An 18401-nucleotide genomic window follows, 5' to 3' on the forward strand; every position below is an offset into this window, starting at 1 on the left:
CTACCAGCTCGGCAGTACCGCGCCCTTGAACTTGGTCAGGACGAACTCCTTGACCTCCGCAGTGTGGTAGCTGTCCACCAGGATCTTGACCCAGGGCTTGTCCTTGTCGACCGTGCGAACGGCGATGAGATTGACGTAGGGCCCCTTCGGGTCCTCGCGCAGGATCGGATCCTTGACGGGATCGAGGCCCGCCTGGGTTGCATAATTGGTGTTGATCGCGGCGGCGTCAACGTCGTCGAGCGCGCGCGGCGCCTGCGCCGCGTCGACCTCGATGAACTTCAGCTTCTTGGGATTTTCGGTGATATCAAGCACCGTCGGCTTGAAGCCCGTGCCGTCCTTCAGTTTGATCGCGCCCTTGTCGCGCAGCAGCAGCAGCACGCGGCCGCCATTGGTCGGATCGTTCGGGATCGAGATCTTGCCGCCTTCGGGAATGTCGGCGAAGGCCTTGTGCTTCTTTGAGTAGACGCCGATCGGGAAATTTACGGTCAGACCGACGGCTTCGATCTTGTAGCCACGGTCCGCCTTCTGGTTGTCCAGATAAGGTTGGTTCTGGAACGAATTGGCTTGGATTTCGCCGGCATCGAGCGCGGCGTTCGGCACGACGTAATCGGAGAATTCGATGAGCTGGATGTCGAGACCCTGCTTGGCGGCGATCGGCTTCACGGCCTCGAAGATCTGGGCGTGCGGCCCCGGCGTCACGCCGATCTTGATGGTCTCGCCTGAAGCGGCGGCCGACCAGGCGGCGAGCGCGGTGGCAAGGATCAGGGGGAGGCGAAACGACATCTTGGTCTCCATGACTCGGCGGAAATGATTGGAACCGTATTCGCTTCTCCGCGGCGCGAAATCAATGAAATGTAAATCCATATTGACCGATTGACGCGGACCACGCTTCTCCGTTCGACCGCATGTGGGGAACGAATGCATCTGCGCAAGCGTGAGACGCGTCACGACAAAACCCACGGATCGTTGCCCGTAGCCCGATGGAGCGATGCGCAATCCGGGGCGCCGCCAGCGCGGCTGGACTTTTCCTGGTTGCGCTCGGCTCCATCCGGGCGTCAGACCTCTCCCCGCACATTCGTCATTTCGCCGCAGGGTTTTCTGACCTTGGTGGCATTGCCGCCTCGCCCATGATCAAACATGATGGGCCTTGGCCGGTGACGACTTGTCCTTGAAGTGGGGGATCATCCGATGAACGAGAACGAAATCCGCAAGTCCATCACTGAGGTGCAGCAGGGCACCTTGTCGCGACGCTCGTTCATGCAGACGATGGCTGCGATCGGGATCGCAGCGCCGGTCGCCAGCCAGATCCTGGTCTGGAACGACGTCGCGATGGCGGACGCCACGCTGCCTTACAAGCCCACCAAGGCCGGCGGCGGCGGTCCGCTCAAGATCCTGCTCTGGCAGGCCCCGACTCTGCTCAATCCGCATTTCGCGCTCGGCACCAAGGACCAGATCGCCTCGCGCGTCTTCTTCGAGCCCCTCGCCGGCTGGGACAAGGAGGGCAACCTCGTCCCCTGCCTCGCGGCCGAGGCCCCATCCAAGCAGAACGGCGGCCTTTCGCCGGACGGCCTGAGCGTGACCTGGAAACTGAAACAGGGCGTGAGATGGCATGACGGCAAGCCCTTCACCGCCGACGACGTCGTTTTCACCTGGCAATACGCCTCGGATCTCGCCACGGCGGCGTACACCACGGGGTCTTACAAGGACATCACGGTCGAAAAGATCGACGACTACACCGTCAAGGTGCTCTTCAAGGCCCCGACGCCGTTCTGGGCCGATCCCTTCGTCGGCTCGGTCGGTCCGATCCTGCCGAAACATCATTTCGGCGACTTTGTCGGCGCGAAGTCGCGCGAAGCGCCCGGCAATCTGAAGCCGGTCGGCACCGGTCCCTACAAATTCGTCGAGTTCAAGCCCGGTGACTTGATCCGGGCCGAACGCAATCCCGACTATCACGTCAAGAACCAGCCGCATTTCGATACGCTCGAAATCAAGGGCGGCGGCGATGCGGTGTCCGCGGCGCGCGCCGTGCTGCAGACCGGCGAATACGACTATGCCTGGAACATGCAGGTGGAGGAGGAGGTCCTCAAGCGCATGGAGGCCAGCGGCAAGGGCAAGCTCGACGTCACGCCATCAGGCAACGTCGAGTTCATCATCCTCAACACGACGGACCCGTGGACCGAGGTGGACGGCGAGCGCTCCAGCCCCAAGACCAAGCACCCGACACTGTCCGATCCCGCCGTTCGCCGCGCGATCAATCTGCTGATCGACCGCGAGTCGATTCAGAAATTCATTTACGGGCGCGGCGGCGTCGCCACCGCGAGCTTCGTCAACGCGCCCAAACAGTTCAAGTCGCCGAAGCTGAAATACGAGTTCGACGTCGACAAGGCGAACAAGATCCTCGACGAGGCCGGCTGGGCCAAGGCCGCGGACGGCATCCGCGAGAAAGACGGCAAGAAGCTCAAATTCGTCTTCCAGACCTCGACCAATGCGCCGCGTCAGAAGACGCAGGCCATCATCAAGCAGGCCTGCCAGAAGGCCGGGATCGAGATCGAAATCAAGGCGGTCACGGCATCGGTGTTCTTCTCGTCCGACGTCGGCAACCCCGACACCTACTCCAAGTTCTATGCCGACATGGAGATGTACAACACCACGCAGCCGCAGCCCGACCCGGAGCGCTTCCTGAACCAGTGCGTCTCCTGGGAGATCTCCAACAAGGAAAACAAATGGCTCGGCCGCAACGTCTCGCGCTGGTCCGATCCCGAGGCCGACAAGGCCTACAAGTCTGCGCAGAACGAGCTTGATCCGGTCAAGCGGGCCGCGCTGCTGATCAAGGTCGACGAAACTTTTTGCGAGGCCAACGTGTTCCTGCCGCTTCTATCCCGCAACATCGTCAACGCAGGCGTCAACAACCTCATGGTCGACATGTCGGGATGGGACGTCACGACCTGGAATCTGGCGAGTTGGTATCGCAGCTGACGCCGGAGAGGCTGAACGCAAACTCCGCCTCGGCAGACCACCAGCTCAATCCCTGCCGACGAATTGACGGTCGAGGTTTGACGCCGCGTCGGCGCTTCTGAGCCGTTTCATCAGCTCATCCCGCTCCTTGCCGTCGGGCAACGCCTCGGCCTTTTCACGGATGGTCCTGGTGAACTCCGCAAGCCGTTCTTGCAGAGTGGTGGTTTGCTGAACGCGACGCCGCCTGAGCACGATCGGGTCTCCATCTCATGGCACCATGCGGTGCCTTTCCGGATTGCCGATGATAAGTGCGAGCGCAGCCATGTCTGTATCAAATGATATAGTTCACGCCATTTGGTGCCGACACCCTGTGTTCACATGTGAACAGTGGGAGCCACCTTCACCTGCCGCTCCGGAACGAAAATGGCGGCTGTTACATTGACGCGGCGAGACAGCACGGACGCGCCATGGGCAAGATATTGATCAGCACCGCCGTCGTAAGCCTGGCGCTCATCATTGCCTTCGCGGTCTATGTCATCACTCTTTGAATTGCCAAGTAGAAGCGAATGATGGTGCGGCTCGGACATCAACCGCGCGCACAGCAATCGACCAACAGGTCCCAGATCCGCTGCGCCTCGCGCGATGCGCTGCTTTCCGGCCCCTTCTCCGGGTTGGACTGCGAATAGTCCGCCACCGGACGTTCCTCGCGAGGCACGATCCATCGCTGGGAGATCGGGTCGTACCATTTTCCGATCATCATTTCAGTCACGCCGATCGACTCACCGATTTGATCCTGGGCGAGCTACGGCTCACGGGCTTCGTCAATCCCATTCACCGCGCCTCGCCCATTTTACAAATCGGCTTCTGACACAATCGTTCCTGCCGCGGCTCAGCCAGGCCGTGCCGGATGAAGCGTACGGGGATGCCGCTCGTGCAGCAGTCGCGCGAGCTCTTCCCGCTCCGCAGGACGCCCCTTCATGGCGGTCTCGAACAGCGCTTCCTGGATGTCGCGAGGCATGTCACCCCACACGTCCATGGCCGCTCGTCCGAGCAAGCCCGCAAGATGATCCGCACCATCGCTCATTCGGCTCTCCTGATCTGATCACGGGAATGGAACAGCTAGGGCTGTGCAGCGTTCCAGTTCCATCATTGTCAAAGGAGACGTCGTTTATGGGATTCTTCACCAAGGACATCAAATCGATGGAAGACCTGCTGCTGCACGGTCTGCAGGATATCTATTACGCGGAACAGCAGATCCTCAAGGCTCTGCCGAAGATGATCGAGAAGGCGACAAACAGGGACCTTGCCGCCGGCTTGAAAGCCCATCTGGAGGAGACCAACAAGCAGGTCGACAGGCTCGGCAAGGCATTCGCGAAGCTCGGCAAGGAGCCCAGCGGGACACACTGTCCCGCCATCGACGGCCTCATCAAGGAGGCCGATGAGACCGCGGGCGAAATCGAGGACAAGGCCGTGCTCGATGCCGCGATCGTGGCCAACGCACAGGCCGTCGAGCATTATGAGATGTGCCGCTACGGCACGCTGATCGCATGGGCGGAGGAACTCGGGCACGACGACATCGTGCGCTTCCTCACGACGAACCTGAACGAAGAGAAGGCCGCCAACACCAAGCTGAACACCGTGGCGCTTCGCAAGGGCGTCAATGCCAAGGCGTCCAGCGCGGCTTGATCGAGACCTGCTGGTCAAGGCGTGCTGGTGAAGACGTACTAGACGTGGCGGCCCCACCCGCGGGGCTGCCACGTTCTCGTTGCAGGTTCGGTCAGATGAACGGCTTGCCGCCGGTGACCGCCAAGGTCGCTCCCGACGTGTAGCTCGAGAGTGGATCGGCGAGCATGACATAGGCGGTCGCAAGTTCGGCCGGTTGGCCGGCCCGTTGCATCGGCACTTGCTTGCCGAAGTTCTTGACTTTGTCCTCCGGCATCGTCGACGGAATCAGCGGCGTCCAGATCGGACCCGGAGCGACCGCATTGACCCGAATGCCCTTTGCCGCCAGCATCTGCGCAAGGCCGCCGGTAAAGTTCTGAATGGCGCCCTTGGTCGTGGCATAGGCCAGCAGGGTTGGATTCGGCATGTCGGAGTTCACCGACGCGGTGTTGATGATCGCCGCTCCCGGGCGCATGTGGGGGACCGTAGCCTTGGTGAGATAGAACATGGCGTGAATGTTGGTCTCGAACGTCCGCTGCCATTCCTCGTCGCTGATCTCAGCGATCTCCTTGAACGTGTCCTGATGCGCCGCGTTGTTGACGAGGATGTCTATTGCGCCGAACGCCTCGACGGTGCGCTGGATGATCGCGCGACAATGATCGGGATTGCGGATGTCGCCGGGGATCAGGACGACCTTGCGTCCCTCGCGCTCCACCAGCGTCTTGACCTCAGCGGCATCCTCGTCCTCGTTCAAATAGGCGATGACGATGTCGGCACCTTCCCGGGCATAGGCGATCGCGACCGCGCGGCCGATGCCACTGTCGCCACCGGTGATGATTGCCTTCTTTCCGGACAGTCGCCCGGAGCCCTTGTAACTCTCTTCGCCGTGATCCGGTCGTGGATTCATCGCGCGGGTCGAACCGGGCATCGATTGCTGCTGGGACGGATAAGGCGGCTTTGGATATTCGGTCATGGAGTGGCTCCAGGGATTTACTCCGCTAACGGAAAGCTTTCGGAAGCGTTCCTCGCGGTTCCATCACGCCTCGTGGCCAAGCCGCACGATGATGTCGCTCGGCAACAGCGCTGGCGCGTCGGCGGCGCCCAATCGCCATAGGCTCTCGCCCGCGACCAGCGCCGGCATGGGCAGTTCGTGGTCGGCGAAATTGGCAACAATCTGCAAGATGTCTCCCTTCTGCGTCCGCCAACGGGCATCCAGGCCGCCCTTACGCTGGTTCTCCCCCAGCAACCTGCAATGAGCCGAAACGAAACCCCGTTTGATCAGCGGAACGATCTTCTCGCGCCGTATCTTCAGCAATCGGGCTGTGAGGCCGCGAAACCTGGCGCTGGCGGGAGAGCGGTCGATGCCGGCCCAGTCGAGCTTCGATGCCCCGAAGGTTTTTTCATCGCACGGATCCGGAATCCTGGCGCGCATGCCGGGCGTCGAGAACGCCTTGAAGCGCGCGAACTCCTTGCGCCGCCCTTCCCGCGTCAGCTCGGCAGCTTCGCCGGACCAGTCTGCGAAAAACAGGAATGGCGTCTCGGCCGCGGCTTCCTCACCCATGAACAACAGGGGAATATGCGGGTTCAAGAGAACCAGTGCCATGGCCTGGTCCAGCTTCTCCGGACCGACCAGCGCGGAAAGCCGCTCCCCGAGCGCGCGGTTGCCGATCTGGTCGTGGTTCTGGGCGAAGAAGATGGTGGCATCAGGCGGCAGATGCGCGCTCGGCTCGCCGCGCGGTTCGTCATGCAGCGGAAAGATTTCGCCCTGGTAGGCAAAGCCCTCGGTGAGCGCTCGCGCGAGATGTTCAAGCGGCCTGTCTGCGAACGCGCGATAATAGCCTTCGTCCTCGCCCGTCAACAGGACGTGGAGCGCGTTGTGAAAATCATCGCCCCATTGCGCGTCATAGAGCCGGGTTCGCCCCTGAGCACGGTCGAGCAGGCGGGCCTGATTGGCCTCGTTCTCCAGCATCAGATGCACGCGCCGGTCCGGCAGCTGACTGCGAACCGTCTCGGCAAGCTCGATCAGGAAATGGCGGTCGGAATCGTCCTTCAGGGCGTGAACGGCGTCGAGCCGCAAGCCGTCGAACCCGTAGTCGCGCAGCCACATCAACGCGTTCTCGATCAGGAACTCGCGCACGAACGCGCCGTCGTGTCCCTCGAGGTTGACGGCAGGGCCCCAGCCGGTGCTGTGGCGCGCGGTAAAGAAACTTTCCGCATAGAGGTGCAGATAGTTCAGCTGCGGTCCGAAATGGTTATAGACAACATCGAGATAGACCATGATGTCGAGGGCATGCGCCGCGCGTAACAGCCGCTTGAGGTCTTCCGGCCTGCCGTAGCGCGCATTCGGCGCATTCAGCAGCACGCCGTCATAGCCCCAATTGTGCCGGCCGGGGACATCATTGAGCGGCATCAGCTCGATTGCGGTAATGCCGAGATCGCGCAGATAGGGCAACTTCTTCTCGACGCCGGCATAGGTGCCCTCCTCACTGAAGGTGCCGACGTGCAACTCGTAGATCACGGCCTCCGCCCAAGGGCGGCCGGGATAGAGCACCGAGTCTCGGAACGCCGCAGTGTCCACCACCTCGCTCGGGGCCCCGACGTCGTCCGGCTGGAAGAACGAGGCGGGATCGGGAACGACCAGGTCTTCGTTGATCCTGAACTGATAGCGCGTGCCGACATGCGCGGTGGGACTCAACGCCTGGTACCAGCCATCGTGGTCGCGCATCATCCGGAGTGGCGGCCGGCCGGCTTCGAGCAATTCGACCGATTGCGCCGTCGGCGCCCACAGATTGAAGCAGACCCCGTGGTCGAGGCATCGAGGGCCGTAGTGTCGCGCTGGCCCAGCCATTCCCAAACTGTGACTCAAACCTGGCCGCCTTTGCGTGCTTGGCTGGAAGTTACGGCACGCTTCGCGAGGCTCGATTTTACGATCGCTTGAGCATGCTCAACGGGAGAAGCCGAGATGTGGGCATTCGTTCCTCAGGCCGGCGCCACACCGATGCGCCATGTTGTGTGCACTTTTGGGCCGAGGTGCGGCGACGATGGGTTGGGGAAGATCACTGTTGCAAACAGGGAACGGAATCGCCGGGGCGACGGTTGCAACTCCACACGGGAGTTTTCGTCATGCGCCGCTCGAAGCCACAGCCGATCCGCAACAAGCTCGACCTCGCCGACCGTACTCAGGTGCGCCTCGTCAGAAAGCGTCTCGGACTATCCGACGCAGAGCTGACCAGCATCGTCGAGCGGATTGGCAACTCGATTGCGGCTATCAGCAAGGAGGCGGCGCTGCAAAGGGCAACCACGCTGCCGAAGCCGGACGATGTGCCTCCTGTCGCGGTGATTACTTCTGCGACCGTCGGCGAGCAGGCGACGCGGAAGTGACGGCAACCTCACCAAATTCTTCAGGGGCTATTCGGGGGCAGCGATGGATCAAACGGTACATTCAGACGACACCCTGACGCGGGCGGTCTCGAGCCTGCGCCGCTCCCGCATCAGCGAGGGCAAGCCGTTTCCGCTCGGCGCCACCTGGGACGGGCTCGGCGTCAATTTCGCGCTGTTTTCAGCCCATGCCACCAAGGTCGAACTCTGCCTGTTCGACGACAGCGGCGAAGCCGAACTGGAGCGGATCGAACTCCCCGAATATACCGACGAAGTCTGGCACGGCTATTTGCCCTCGGCCCGCCCCGGCACCGTCTACGGCTACCGCGTCCATGGCCCCTACGAACCCGACGCTGGACACCGCTTCAATCCCAACAAGCTCGTGCTCGATCCCTACGCCAAGCAGCTGGTCGGCCGGTTGCGCTGGGGACCGGAGCTGTTCGGCTACCAGCTCGACCATGCCGACAAGGATCTCTCCTACGACGAACGCGACAGCGCGCCCTTGATGCAGAAATGCCGTGTCATCGACCCGGCCTTCACCTGGGGCGCCGCGCGCAAGCCGGAAGTGCCGTGGGAGCGGACGATCGTCTACGAGATGCACGTCAAGGGGTTTACCCAGTTGCATCCGCTGGTGCCCGACGCAGACCGCGGCACGTTCTCCGGTCTCGCGCACTCGGAAGTTCCGGCCTACCTGCGCTCGCTTGGCATTACCAGTGCAGAATTGTTGCCGATCCATGCCTTCGTTGACGACAGCTATCTGGTCGAGAAAGGCTTGCGCAATTACTGGGGCTACAACTCCCTTGCCTTCTTCGCGCCGGAGCCGCGTTACCTCAGAACGCCGTTCGCGAACGAATTCAAGGCCATGGTCAACCAGTTCCACGCCCATGGCGTCGAGGTCATCCTCGACGTCGTCTACAATCACACCGCTGAAGGAAACGAGCTCGGCCCAACCCTCTCGTTCAAGGGCATCGACAACGCCAGCTATTACCGCCTGCTGCCGGACCAGCAGCGCTACTACATCAACGACACCGGTACCGGGAACACGGTGAACCTGTCGCATCCACGCGTGCTGCAACTGGTCGCGGATTCCCTGCGCTACTGGGCGACCGAGATGCGGGTCGACGGTTTCCGCTTCGATCTCGCCACCATCCTGGCGCGCGAACCTTACGGGTTCGATGAAGGCGGCGGCTTCCTCGATGCCTGCCGGCAGGACCCCGTGCTTTCCAGCGTCAAGCTGATCGCCGAGCCCTGGGACATCGGTCCGGGCGGCTATCAGGTCGGTCAGTTTCCGCCGGGATGGGCGGAGTGGAACGACAAGTTCAGGGACACCGTGCGCGCCTTCTGGAAGGGCGATGAGGGATCGATCGCGGACTTCGCCAAGCGCGTGTCCGGATCCGGCGATCTCTTCAACAAGCGCGGCCGCCGGCCATGGGCCAGCGTCAACTTCGTCACAGCCCATGACGGCTTCAATCTCAATGACCTCGTCTCGTACAACGACAAGCACAACGAAGCCAATGGTGAGGATAATCGCGACGGCCACAGCGACAATCATTCCTGGAATTGCGGCGCCGAGGGACCGACGGACGATCCGGACATCACGGCGCTGCGCGAGCGCCAGAAGCGCAATCTGCTGGCGACCATGTTGTTGTCGCACGGCACGCCTATGCTGCTTGCCGGCGACGAATTCGGACACACCCAACACGGCAACAACAACGCGTACGCCCAGGACAACGAGACCACATGGCTCGACTGGCTCCGCATCACCGCAAATGGCCGCAGCCTGCGCGAATTCACGCGCAAGCTGATCGCCACGCGCAAGGCATTTCCGATTCTTTACCGCAGCCGCTTCCTGGTCGGCTCCCACAATGAAGAGCTGGACGTGAAGGACGTGACGTGGCTCGCGCCGTCCGGGGAGGAAATGACGACGGACCAGTGGCAGGACGGTAACGCCAAATGTTTCGGCCTGCTGCTCGACGGCCGCGCCCAGGAGACCGGGATCAAGCGCCGCGGCTCGGACGCAACCATGCTGCTGATCTACAACGCCCATTACGACGTCGTGAATTTCACCTTGCCCGCAGTCGCCGAGGGACGCAGCTGGATCGGGTTGATCGACACCAATCAACCGGAGGGGCAAATGCCCGCATTCGAGTTCGGGCACGTTTATGCGATGACGGGGCGATCCCTCGTGGTGTTCGGTCTCGCCACCGAAACCATCGCCACGCGCCGCCTGCGCCAGGGCCTCGGCGCGCTGCTGGACGTCGTGGAGGCGCCGCTGCCGGGGTAGTTGGTCGTGACACGGTGAGCCGACGCTTTCGAGTTGATGACGACAGGGAACGCACGCAGGTTATCGGCGTTCGAGTAGATGGGGCATCAGTCGGAGAACACCGAGATGAAGTTCACAGGTGCCGTTATCCTCGCCGCTCTCGCGCTGCCTGGAGCAGCCTGGGCGCAGGCCAGCAAGCCTGACGTTTCGTCCGCGCCGAGCGCGCAGAATTCGGGTGCCGGCATTGCCGGGCAGCCCGGCAACAAGAACGGGCCGGCCGCAAAGCCTGGTGAGACCGTTGGATCGAGTTCGACGAGCTCCACTGGCAACACCGCCGTGCAGTCGCAGGACCCGTCGAATATTCAGGGCGCGCCAGGCAACAAGAATGGGCCGCCCGCCAAGCGTCCGGACCAACGCTAAACGAATACGCCCACAATCCTGCCGATCGACTTCGAACGACCTGCGCCCGATATCATCGGCGCAGGTCGTTTCGCGAGGAACGAACGCTAAAGCCGCCCGTTCGGAAGACATCCTCTTTCCTGTCCTCCCAATACGAGAGTCCCCACCATGTATCACCACGTCAAGAAGCTGATGTTCACCGTTCGCGTCGACGAGCCGGATCCCCGCTTCGGCAACATGCTGCTGGAGCAGTTCGGCGGCGCCAATGGCGAGCTCGCCGCCGCGATGCAGTACTCGATCCAGGGGTTGAACTGCGAGGATCCCGATCGCAAGGACCTGCTGATGGACATCGGCACCGAAGAGCTCAGCCATCTGGAAGTGGTCGGCACGCTGGCGCGGATGCATCTCAAGCCGTCGAAGTTCGACCGCCAGGCGGCCGAAGCCGATCCCCTCATCGCCATCGCCGGCGGCGGCGGCGTCAATCTCTTCAACTCCCAGGGCAATGCCTGGACCGCCGACTATCTGAAGATCACCGGCGAGCTTGACGTCGATCTGCGCAGCAACATCGCCGCGGAGGCGCGGGCCAAGATCGTCTACGAGCGGCTGATCAATTTCTGCGACGACGCCGGCAGCAAGGACGCGCTGCAGTTCCTGATGACCCGCGAGATCACGCACATGAAGGCGTTCGCGCTCGCGCTCGAGAGCATGGGCAAGCCAGCGTTCAGCATCGGCCGCATCGCGCCGACGCCCGGCCTCGTGGACCAGTTCTTCAACGATTCCACCGGCGCCGGCGACCATGGCGAGATCGACACGCGCGGCCCGTGGAACGAGGGCGGCGACTGGGTGTTCACGGAGTCGCCTGCGATCCAGGCGGGCGAACCGGGTCCGGCCTCGGCCATCGTCACCGAGAGCTCGCCGCCCGCGGACGAAGCGGGTCTCGGCGATCTGCTCATCAACGAGCTGCGCGATATCCTGCATGCCGAGAAGCAATTGACCAAGGCGCTTCCCAAGATGGCGGAGGCCGCCCGCTTCGATCAGTTGCGCGAGCTGTTCGAGCAGCACCTCGCCGAGACCGAAGCGCAGGTCGAGCGCATCAACGAATGCTTCGAAATGCTCGGTAAATCCGCCCGCGCCAAGCCCTGCAAGGGCATGATGGGCCTCGTCGAGGAAGGCCAGGAGATCATGGCCGAGGGCGAGGACAAGGAGGACGCGGCGGCCGACCTCGCCCTGATCGGCGCAGCGCAGCGCGTCGAGCATTACGAGATCGCGGGCTATACCACGGCGCGCAACCTCGCCCAGCAGCTTCGCCACAGTGCCATTGTCGCCCTGCTGTCGAAATCGCTCGCCGAGGAGGAGAACGCCGATCAGCTTCTCAACCAGGTGGCTCGCTCGCTGATGTCGGTGGCGAAAATGCCCGCGGCAGTCGAGCAGACCGAATGATCCCTAGCCGTCCAGCAGGTCGAGAAACTCCTCGACCCGGCTGAACGGATCCTGGTCGCGGCGGCCGGCGTGAACAACGCGGTCGCCGTCGCGCTGCAGCGATCGTGCCTCGGACTTTCCCCTGAATTTCCGCAGCCGCCCCGGCAGGAATGTCGCGGCGACGGCCTCGGGCCCGACATCGAGCCTGACGATGCCGCGCCGTTTGCAATCGATCCGGAGCCTGGCGGATGCGAAGAAGTCGCGGGCCTCCGGCGGCAGCCTGCCGAAACGACGCGAGATCTCCTCCTCCAGATCTTCCAGATCGTCGTCGCTTCGGCACCTGGCAGCGCGGCCATAGATCTCGAGCCGGACCGCTTCCGATTGCACGTAGCCTTCAGGCAGCATGTCGGCCAGCGGCATATTGAGATCGGGCACCCACAGATCGGCCCCGGTATCGCTGCCTCGCTCGGACGCCCGCTTCAGCAGATGACTGTAGAGCACGGGTCCGAACACCTGGACGTGGCCGGACTGCTGTTCCGAGAACAGATCGCCGGCGCCCCTGAGGTCGAGGTCGCGCTCGCTGATCGCAAAGCCGGCCCCCGGCTTGCTGAACTCCTCCAGTACCGCCAGACGCTTCTCGGACTGCTCCGAGGTCGCTTCCGTGAGCAGATGAGCAAAGGCGCGCGTGCCGCCGCGTCCCACCCGCCCCCTGAGCTGATGCAGCTGCGCAAGTCCGAACTTTTCGGGCCAGCACACCACGATGGTGTTCGCGCGCGGAATATCGAGACCGCTTTCCACTATATTGGTCGCCAGCAGCACATCCGCCTCGCCATCGACGAAACTCATCATGCGATCGTCGATCTCGTCCACGGGCAGTCTGCCGTGAAGACAGACGATGCGCAGCTCCGGCGCCACCGATTGCACCCGCGCCAGCATCGGCTCCAGATCCTGGATGCGTGGGCAGATCAGGAAGCTCTGACCGTGCCGCCTGCGCTCGCGGAGCAGCGCTGCGGCAATGGCAGCATCGGACAGCGGCGCGATCCTGGTCACGATGGGAAGGCGATGAACCGGCGGCGAGGCGATGACGCTAAGATCCCTGAAGCCGGCAAGACCCGCCGCGAGCGTGCGCGGGATCGGCGTGGCGCTCATCCACAGCGAATGGGCACCCTTGGCGAGGCCTGAAAGCTTCGCCTTCTCGGCCGCTCCGAAGTGCTGCTCTTCGTCGATGATGACGAGGCCGAGGTCGGCGAACTTCACGTCCTTTGCCGCAAGCGCCTGCGTGCCGACCACGACTTTCAGCGTGCCGCGCCGCAGCCCCTCCTTGGTCTCTCGCGTCTCCGGGCCTGAACTGGCTCGTGACAGGCTTCCCACCTCGATGCCGAGAGGGCCGAACCGCTTGCGGAAGGTTTCGACATGCTGCCGCGCCAGCACGGTCGTCGGCGCCGCGATCGCCACCTGTTTGCCGGACAGCGCCACTGCGGCCGCCGCCCGCAGCGCGACCTCGGTCTTGCCGAAGCCGACGTCACCGCAGATCACCCTGTCCATGGGGTGGCCCGCCGCAAGATCGTCGAGGACGTCTTGAATCGCCTGGGCCTGGTCCACTGTCGTGAAATAGGGGAACCGGGCGACGAATTTTTCGTAAGCCGGCCCCGGCGGCACCAGTTTGGGTGCACGACGGCGGAGGCGCTGGCTGATGTGTTTGGCGAGCGCCTTGGCGGCGACCTGGATTTCCGCTTCCGCCTCGGTGCGCCGCGCCCACCAGCTGCTGCCGTCCGCCTTGTCCAGCGTCAGCTTCCCGGGCTCGCCGGCATAAGGCCAGATCACGGCAAGATCGGAAGGCGGTACGAGCACGGCATTGTCGCCCGCGAATTTGAGCCTGATCATCTCGCGTCGCGATCCCTTGCCCATATCCAGGGTCTGCAAGCCATCGAGCACGGCGAGCCCGCGTTGCAGATGGACGATAGCGGCGCCCTTTTCCGGCACGTCGGGATGATCGAAAGCCGGATTCCAGGCGCGCGCCATCGGCTGCGGATGATGGGCTCGGCTGCCGAGCACGTCGGACGCGGTCACGACGACGAGCGGCTTGCGGCCGGCGCCAATGAACCCCGCGTCGAAATCGGCCAGCAGCGCGCCTTCGCGGCTCCGTGCCTTCGTCACCTCGCTCCAATCGGCCAAGCGCTCCGCCTTGATGCCGCTCATGCGCTCCATCGCGCGAAGGTCGTCCTCGACGGCCGCGACGAACAGCAGCCGCGATCCGCCGCGCTGCATGTCGGCGACGAAGGCGCGAAGCGCCTTGCGAGGCGAGGCCAGCTTCGAGAACTCCGGCGTCGAGATGAAGGCCGCCTTGCGCGGCAGCACGCTGATGCGCTTCTTCAGCTGCTTCCAGTCCGCCTGCCCCAGATATTCGCGTTCCGCATCCCTGCGGCCGGCAGCGTCCTCGATCGTGCCCTGCCAGCTCTCGGCGTGAGCCGATACCCCGGCATCCGCGATCCATCGCGCGCGGCTGCAATAATCAGGCAGTGTCACCCGCTGTCCGCGCGTAGCTCCCAGAGCGATCCGCTCGGACATGGGATCTATGATCAATTCCGGGGTCTCGTAGACGACCTCGTGCTCGATGGGATCAACCGCGACGATCTTGCGGATCGTGTCGCCGGAATGCTCGATCCGGAAGGGAGCGAGTGCGCCGGCGGGAAACACTTCGAACGTCTTGCCATGGAACAGGACACCGCCCGGATACTCCGCCTCTTCGTCGAGATCGTAGCCGAGAGCTTCCAGCCGCGTCTCCAGCTCGGTCTCGGAATAGGGCGCGCCCACCTTCAGCGTGAGGCTCGACCGCGACCAGCTCGCCGGCAGCGGCAGCCGTTCCATGATGGCTTCCGCGGTGGACACCAGGAAGACGGGCTTCTTTGTCTTGGCGAGACGCCGCAGCACCGAGCTGCGCCGGCCTGCGATCTCGCGGGAGGGCTCGAGGCCGTCGAAGGGCAGCGTGTTCAGGCGCGGAAACACCAGCACGTCGACCGAGGGATCGAGGGCGTGGATCACGCCGCCCAGCCGCTCCGCCCTACTCTCGTCGTCGCAGAGGAAGACGAGGCCGTCGCGGCCGGACTTCTCCCACTGCTCGAGCAGATGCAGCGCCAGCATGCCGAGCGGCGATGAGGAGTCGACCGCGGAACGCGAGGCGCTCTTGTCCGGGCGCTTGCTTGTCGAGCTGGTACTTTTCGAGCTCTTGCTTTTCGAACTCGTGCTCTTCGCGCTCTTGCTTATCGAGCCTACGCTTTTCGAGCTCTTGCTTTTTGTCTTTATCGCGCCGGTCGTGGCCCGGGCTTTGCTGGTGGGCGCCAATGTGTATCCAACTTTGTTTCGCAAATAGAGGCGAGCGACGACGAGCCCTCCCGTCGAGCTCCGTCGATAACGCGCCTCGGGCTTGAGCGCCCACTGACGTCATTACAATTTTGCAATTGCGTTGAAAAGCAGAGACAGGGGGCAAAGGCAAGCGGCCTGAACGGGCAGAAGGCTAACGGACAGGCGGCTATTGCAGAACCTTCGGCAGCACCACGACCACGTCCACGCTCTGCGCGAGGATGTGCGTGGCGACCACAGCGAGCTGGTGCGAGAACTCGTCCTCGATCTCGGCCGCGCAGTCTTCGTCGCTGGCAATGGCAAACAGCAGATTGCCGTCGATTTCGTCGAATCGGATGCCGGCGAAGAGGCGATCGAAAATCTCGGCGCCCGCGATGTACGCGATTCGCGCTTGGATGGCCTGGTCCTCGACGAGCGACAACTTCCTCATGGACGCAACATATGGCCGCACCACCCGAATGCAAGAGCAGGAGAGCGCTGGCGCGGCGTGCCTTGCGAACTATATTGGTGGCATCGTCCCGCCTGATCGCCGTTTGCCCTTGAGGAAATCCTTGATTCTGTTCCTGCTGCTGATCTTCCTGCCGATCGGCGTGTCGGCCGGCCGCTATTATTTGCGCGGCGACGGCCGCGGCAATTGGCAGACGGCGGATCGCTCCAGCGCCGGCCTGCTGCCGCCCGCATCGGCCAATCCGGATGCGCTGATCCGAGTGTTCGCCGCGCGCACCGTGCGCTGGCGCAGTATTTTTGCCGTCCACACCTGGATCGTCGTCAAGGAGAAGGGCGCCACAACCTATAGCCGATACGACTACACGGCCTGGGGCGACCCTGTTCGCAGCAACGGCTTTCCGCCCGACGGCCGCTGGTTCGGAGCCCTCCCGGAAACGGTGGTCGCCGTCGATGGCGCGCGGGCCGAAGCGCTGATTCCGAAGATCCGTGCCGTCATCGAGAATTACAAGTTCCGCGCCTATGGCGACTACAGCGCCTGGCCGGGACCGAATTCCAACACCTTCGTGCAGGCGGCGCTGGATGCTGTTCCCGAGCTGCGTGCCGTGCTGCCGCCGACCGCTATCGGCAAGGACTTTCCCTACAGCGGACGCTGGGCCGGCATCACGGCGTCCGGCACCGGGCTCTACGCCTCGCTGTCGGGCTATCTCGGCATGACCATCGGCTGGGTCGAAGGGGTCGAGATCAATTTCCTCGGCGCGGTGCTCGGCCTCGACATCCGCCGCCCCGCGCTGAAGCTTCCAGGCATAGGCCGCCTCGGTGTCGCGGCCGGCGCATAGGCCAATGACGGGGCCGACCCATCAAAGTCGGCGCCCTCCCAAGCTTCCCGACACATCGTCCTCCAATGTGTGCTTCAGGTCACAGCAGAATCGAGCGCCGTCGCGTAGATTGATCTTGCATGGCCGCAAACAAGGTAACGGCGGTACGCATGAGGCTGGAGAGGCGACCAACAGCTACGAACTTTTGAAGCCGCCAGGGTGAAGAGCTCGGCGGCTTTTTCTCTGTCCAGGAACGCGCGGCCGAGCTTGTTCGCTGCCGATGTGGCTACCGGCAGCGCCAGCTACTATCGTTTGTCTGAGGAGTCCGAAAGCTTCCGCTGATCGCGCTCTTCTTCGATCTGCCGTTCCGCTTCGACCCAGAACTCCACATCGCGATCGGCCGGGCGACCGGCCTGCTCCCAGAGCTCGTACGCGCGCGCTCGTACCTTGCCGCGCCGCATCATGCGAAGGAGCTTTTGCTTCAGCTCCTCGGCGAAACTCCTGAATCGCTGGACGGTGGTTTCGTCTTTAACGAGCGCAGCCGCTCGCGTTGCGAGTTCGATCTGGTGCTCTATCTTTTGCTGCTCATCCACCGCAAACCCCGCCGTAGCCACCGGCCTGCGTCGCAGCCCGTGCTGCTCACAACCTCAATTCCTGCTGGAAGGCTTCTGTTCCGCCTTCAATGCCAGGTCGTGTCAGCTTCGACGATCACCACTCTTGTTTCGGGATCTTCCGTCGTGTTGCAGGTGCAGGGCATGCCCTCACCACAGCGGCAGCCGCCCAATTCCTCGCTCCAGGCGCGGAGCGGATGGTTTACGCAGACCCATCCCAGACCGTGGCAGAATGGGCAGCCCTTGTTGGTCACAGCGTATCCGGCGTCCGCATCGGGTTCGACTTGTCCTCGTTGCGCAACTCCTGCTCGGCCGCGTGCCAGAACTCGTCCTCGCGGCCTTCCGGCTTGCCCGCCTGTTCCCACAAGCGGTGCGCGCGTTCTCTGATGTCGTGATCGGTCGGCTCCGGCATTGCATCTCCTGCGAAGAGACACGGCCCCACCCTGGGGGGTATGGGGGCTTGGAGGCGGGGCCGTGCAGGCCAGCAAATCGGCGGCGACGCTGGCCCGCTGAGTCAAGCCTCGATGGTGCGCAAGAGTTCCTAGCCCGGAGCGGCGAACACGCGAGCTCGAACGAAGCCCGCTCTCGCCGCCTTTACAGGCCTCGGGATGGAGCGGTGCACTCCTGACGCGGAGCGTTCCTCAGGTATCGGGATGCCACGTCAGCCAGCAATCCAGACGAATCTGACGTCGGGCAGCAGGCGGCGCAAGCTCGAGCAAGTCACCGCGGCGAGCGAGAACGTTGTCATCAGCCGAAATCTGCGATACGGGCCTCGAGCGCAAACATGCTTTGATAAACTTCCGGCTCGCTCGCCCCGGCCATGACGTCGGGGGCAATTTCCGCGGCTTTCCGCAAGGCGCCCTGCAACGACGCGACGTCGAGCGCCTCGATCAGCAAAAGCCCGGCAAAAAAGCCCTCGTTCTTCCGCATGCCCTTCTCGGTCGTCCGCACCGATGTCCGCGCCTCGTCGGTCGCGCCGATCTGCACCGCGGCAACCCCGTCGCACGCAACGAGCGCCTGAGCCAGACCCTGGGGATCCTTCGGCAACGTCTCGATCCGCAGTGGCACGATCGATGCGCCCTCGCCCCGCCC

General features: G+C 63.4%; 19 protein-coding genes and 1 pseudogene. 8 read left to right on the top strand and 12 right to left on the bottom strand.

Going from position 1 to position 18401, the window contains the following annotated elements; all coding sequences use genetic code 11:
• On the bottom strand, positions 1 to 795 hold the full coding sequence (locus tag AC0L23_RS36965) for a MetQ/NlpA family ABC transporter substrate-binding protein (RefSeq protein WP_085357550.1): 795 nt from the start codon (positions 793 to 795) through the stop codon (positions 1 to 3).
• 393 nt (positions 796 to 1188) lie between these two features.
• Between AC0L23_RS36965 and AC0L23_RS36970 the strand changes: the two genes are divergently transcribed.
• The gene (locus AC0L23_RS36970) at positions 1189 to 2976 is read left to right on the top strand and encodes a peptide ABC transporter substrate-binding protein (protein WP_085357548.1); all 1788 of its coding nucleotides are present in this window, start codon (positions 1189 to 1191) and stop codon (positions 2974 to 2976) included.
• Between the two features lie 45 nt (positions 2977 to 3021).
• Here AC0L23_RS36970 and AC0L23_RS36975 read toward each other — a convergent pair whose 3' ends face one another.
• From AC0L23_RS36975 to AC0L23_RS36990, 4 genes are all read right to left on the bottom strand, one after another.
• Complete coding sequence (locus AC0L23_RS36975) at positions 3022 to 3207, bottom strand: hypothetical protein (protein ID WP_085357546.1); 186 nt, start codon at positions 3205 to 3207, stop codon at positions 3022 to 3024.
• Positions 3208 to 3329: 122 nt separating this feature from the next.
• Entirely contained in the window at positions 3330 to 3542 is a 213-nt protein-coding gene (locus AC0L23_RS36980; protein ID WP_473358173.1) for a hypothetical protein, read from the bottom strand.
• Positions 3542 to 3724, bottom strand: a complete 183-nt coding sequence (locus AC0L23_RS36985; RefSeq protein WP_143273038.1) for a hypothetical protein — start codon at positions 3722 to 3724, stop codon at positions 3542 to 3544. Before AC0L23_RS36985 ends, AC0L23_RS36980 begins: the two co-directional genes overlap by 1 nt.
• Positions 3725 to 3844: 120 nt before the next feature.
• Positions 3845 to 4039: a hypothetical protein gene (locus tag AC0L23_RS36990; RefSeq protein WP_007614011.1), complete on the bottom strand. Its 195-nt coding sequence runs from the start codon at positions 4037 to 4039 to the stop codon at positions 3845 to 3847.
• A gap of 86 nt (positions 4040 to 4125) precedes the next feature.
• Between AC0L23_RS36990 and AC0L23_RS36995 the strand changes: the two genes are divergently transcribed.
• Entirely contained in the window at positions 4126 to 4641 is a 516-nt protein-coding gene (locus tag AC0L23_RS36995; protein ID WP_018453931.1) for a YciE/YciF ferroxidase family protein, read from the top strand.
• Positions 4642 to 4732: 91 nt separating this feature from the next.
• On the opposite strand, the gene AC0L23_RS37000 is transcribed toward AC0L23_RS36995, so the two are convergent.
• Both AC0L23_RS37000 and treZ read right to left on the bottom strand, forming a co-directional pair.
• Entirely contained in the window at positions 4733 to 5590 is an 858-nt protein-coding gene (locus AC0L23_RS37000; RefSeq protein ID WP_085357544.1) for an SDR family oxidoreductase, read from the bottom strand.
• Between the two features lie 63 nt (positions 5591 to 5653).
• Positions 5654 to 7465, bottom strand: a complete 1812-nt coding sequence (treZ, locus tag AC0L23_RS37005; protein ID WP_085357542.1) for a malto-oligosyltrehalose trehalohydrolase — start codon at positions 7463 to 7465, stop codon at positions 5654 to 5656.
• A gap of 275 nt (positions 7466 to 7740) precedes the next feature.
• Here treZ and AC0L23_RS37010 point away from each other — a divergent pair, with 275 nt between their 5' ends.
• The 4 genes from AC0L23_RS37010 (at position 7741) to AC0L23_RS37025 (ending at position 12097) form a co-directional block, all read left to right on the top strand.
• Positions 7741 to 7998 carry a DUF3606 domain-containing protein gene (locus AC0L23_RS37010; protein ID WP_018453928.1) on the top strand — a complete coding sequence of 86 codons (258 nt, stop codon included), beginning with the start codon at positions 7741 to 7743 and terminating at the stop codon, positions 7996 to 7998.
• Positions 7999 to 8041: 43 nt separating this feature from the next.
• The gene (gene glgX, locus AC0L23_RS37015; RefSeq protein ID WP_473358174.1) at positions 8042 to 10279 is read left to right on the top strand and encodes a glycogen debranching protein GlgX; all 2238 of its coding nucleotides are present in this window, start codon (positions 8042 to 8044) and stop codon (positions 10277 to 10279) included.
• Positions 10280 to 10384: 105 nt separating this feature from the next.
• Positions 10385 to 10678: a hypothetical protein gene (locus AC0L23_RS37020; protein WP_026232628.1), complete on the top strand. Its 294-nt coding sequence runs from the start codon at positions 10385 to 10387 to the stop codon at positions 10676 to 10678.
• Positions 10679 to 10825: 147 nt separating this feature from the next.
• Positions 10826 to 12097, top strand: a complete 1272-nt coding sequence (locus AC0L23_RS37025; protein WP_018453925.1) for a DUF892 family protein — start codon at positions 10826 to 10828, stop codon at positions 12095 to 12097.
• Positions 12098 to 12100: 3 nt separating this feature from the next.
• Here AC0L23_RS37025 and AC0L23_RS37030 read toward each other — a convergent pair whose 3' ends face one another.
• Positions 12101 to 15217: a DEAD/DEAH box helicase gene (locus tag AC0L23_RS37030; protein WP_094183528.1), complete on the bottom strand. Its 3117-nt coding sequence runs from the start codon at positions 15215 to 15217 to the stop codon at positions 12101 to 12103.
• Here AC0L23_RS37030 and AC0L23_RS37035 point away from each other — a divergent pair.
• Complete coding sequence (locus AC0L23_RS37035; protein ID WP_473358175.1) at positions 15216 to 15446, top strand: hypothetical protein; 231 nt, start codon at positions 15216 to 15218, stop codon at positions 15444 to 15446. The two genes, AC0L23_RS37030 and AC0L23_RS37035, sit on opposite strands and share 2 nt — an antisense overlap.
• Before the next feature lie 159 nt (positions 15447 to 15605).
• On the opposite strand, the gene AC0L23_RS37040 is transcribed toward AC0L23_RS37035, so the two are convergent.
• Entirely contained in the window at positions 15606 to 15866 is a 261-nt protein-coding gene (locus tag AC0L23_RS37040; protein ID WP_007595982.1) for a hypothetical protein, read from the bottom strand.
• Positions 15867 to 15987: 121 nt separating this feature from the next.
• Here AC0L23_RS37040 and AC0L23_RS37045 point away from each other — a divergent pair, with 121 nt between their 5' ends.
• Positions 15988 to 16719: a DUF3750 domain-containing protein gene (locus AC0L23_RS37045; RefSeq protein ID WP_018453922.1), complete on the top strand. Its 732-nt coding sequence runs from the start codon at positions 15988 to 15990 to the stop codon at positions 16717 to 16719.
• Between the two features lie 284 nt (positions 16720 to 17003).
• Here AC0L23_RS37045 and AC0L23_RS37050 read toward each other — a convergent pair whose 3' ends face one another.
• The 3 genes and pseudogenes from AC0L23_RS37050 to AC0L23_RS37060 form a co-directional block, all read right to left on the bottom strand.
• Complete coding sequence (locus tag AC0L23_RS37050) at positions 17004 to 17291, bottom strand: DUF2934 domain-containing protein (protein WP_085394208.1); 288 nt, start codon at positions 17289 to 17291, stop codon at positions 17004 to 17006.
• A 268-nt stretch (positions 17292 to 17559) separates the two neighbouring features.
• On the bottom strand, positions 17560 to 17721 hold the full coding sequence (locus AC0L23_RS37055; protein ID WP_018453920.1) for a DUF2934 domain-containing protein: 162 nt from the start codon (positions 17719 to 17721) through the stop codon (positions 17560 to 17562).
• Positions 17722 to 18056: 335 nt separating this feature from the next.
• Positions 18057 to 18401, bottom strand: a pseudogene (locus AC0L23_RS37060) (hypothetical protein); the annotation flags it as partial.

Source organism: Bradyrhizobium sp. MI1.4 (genome assembly GCF_055811315.1).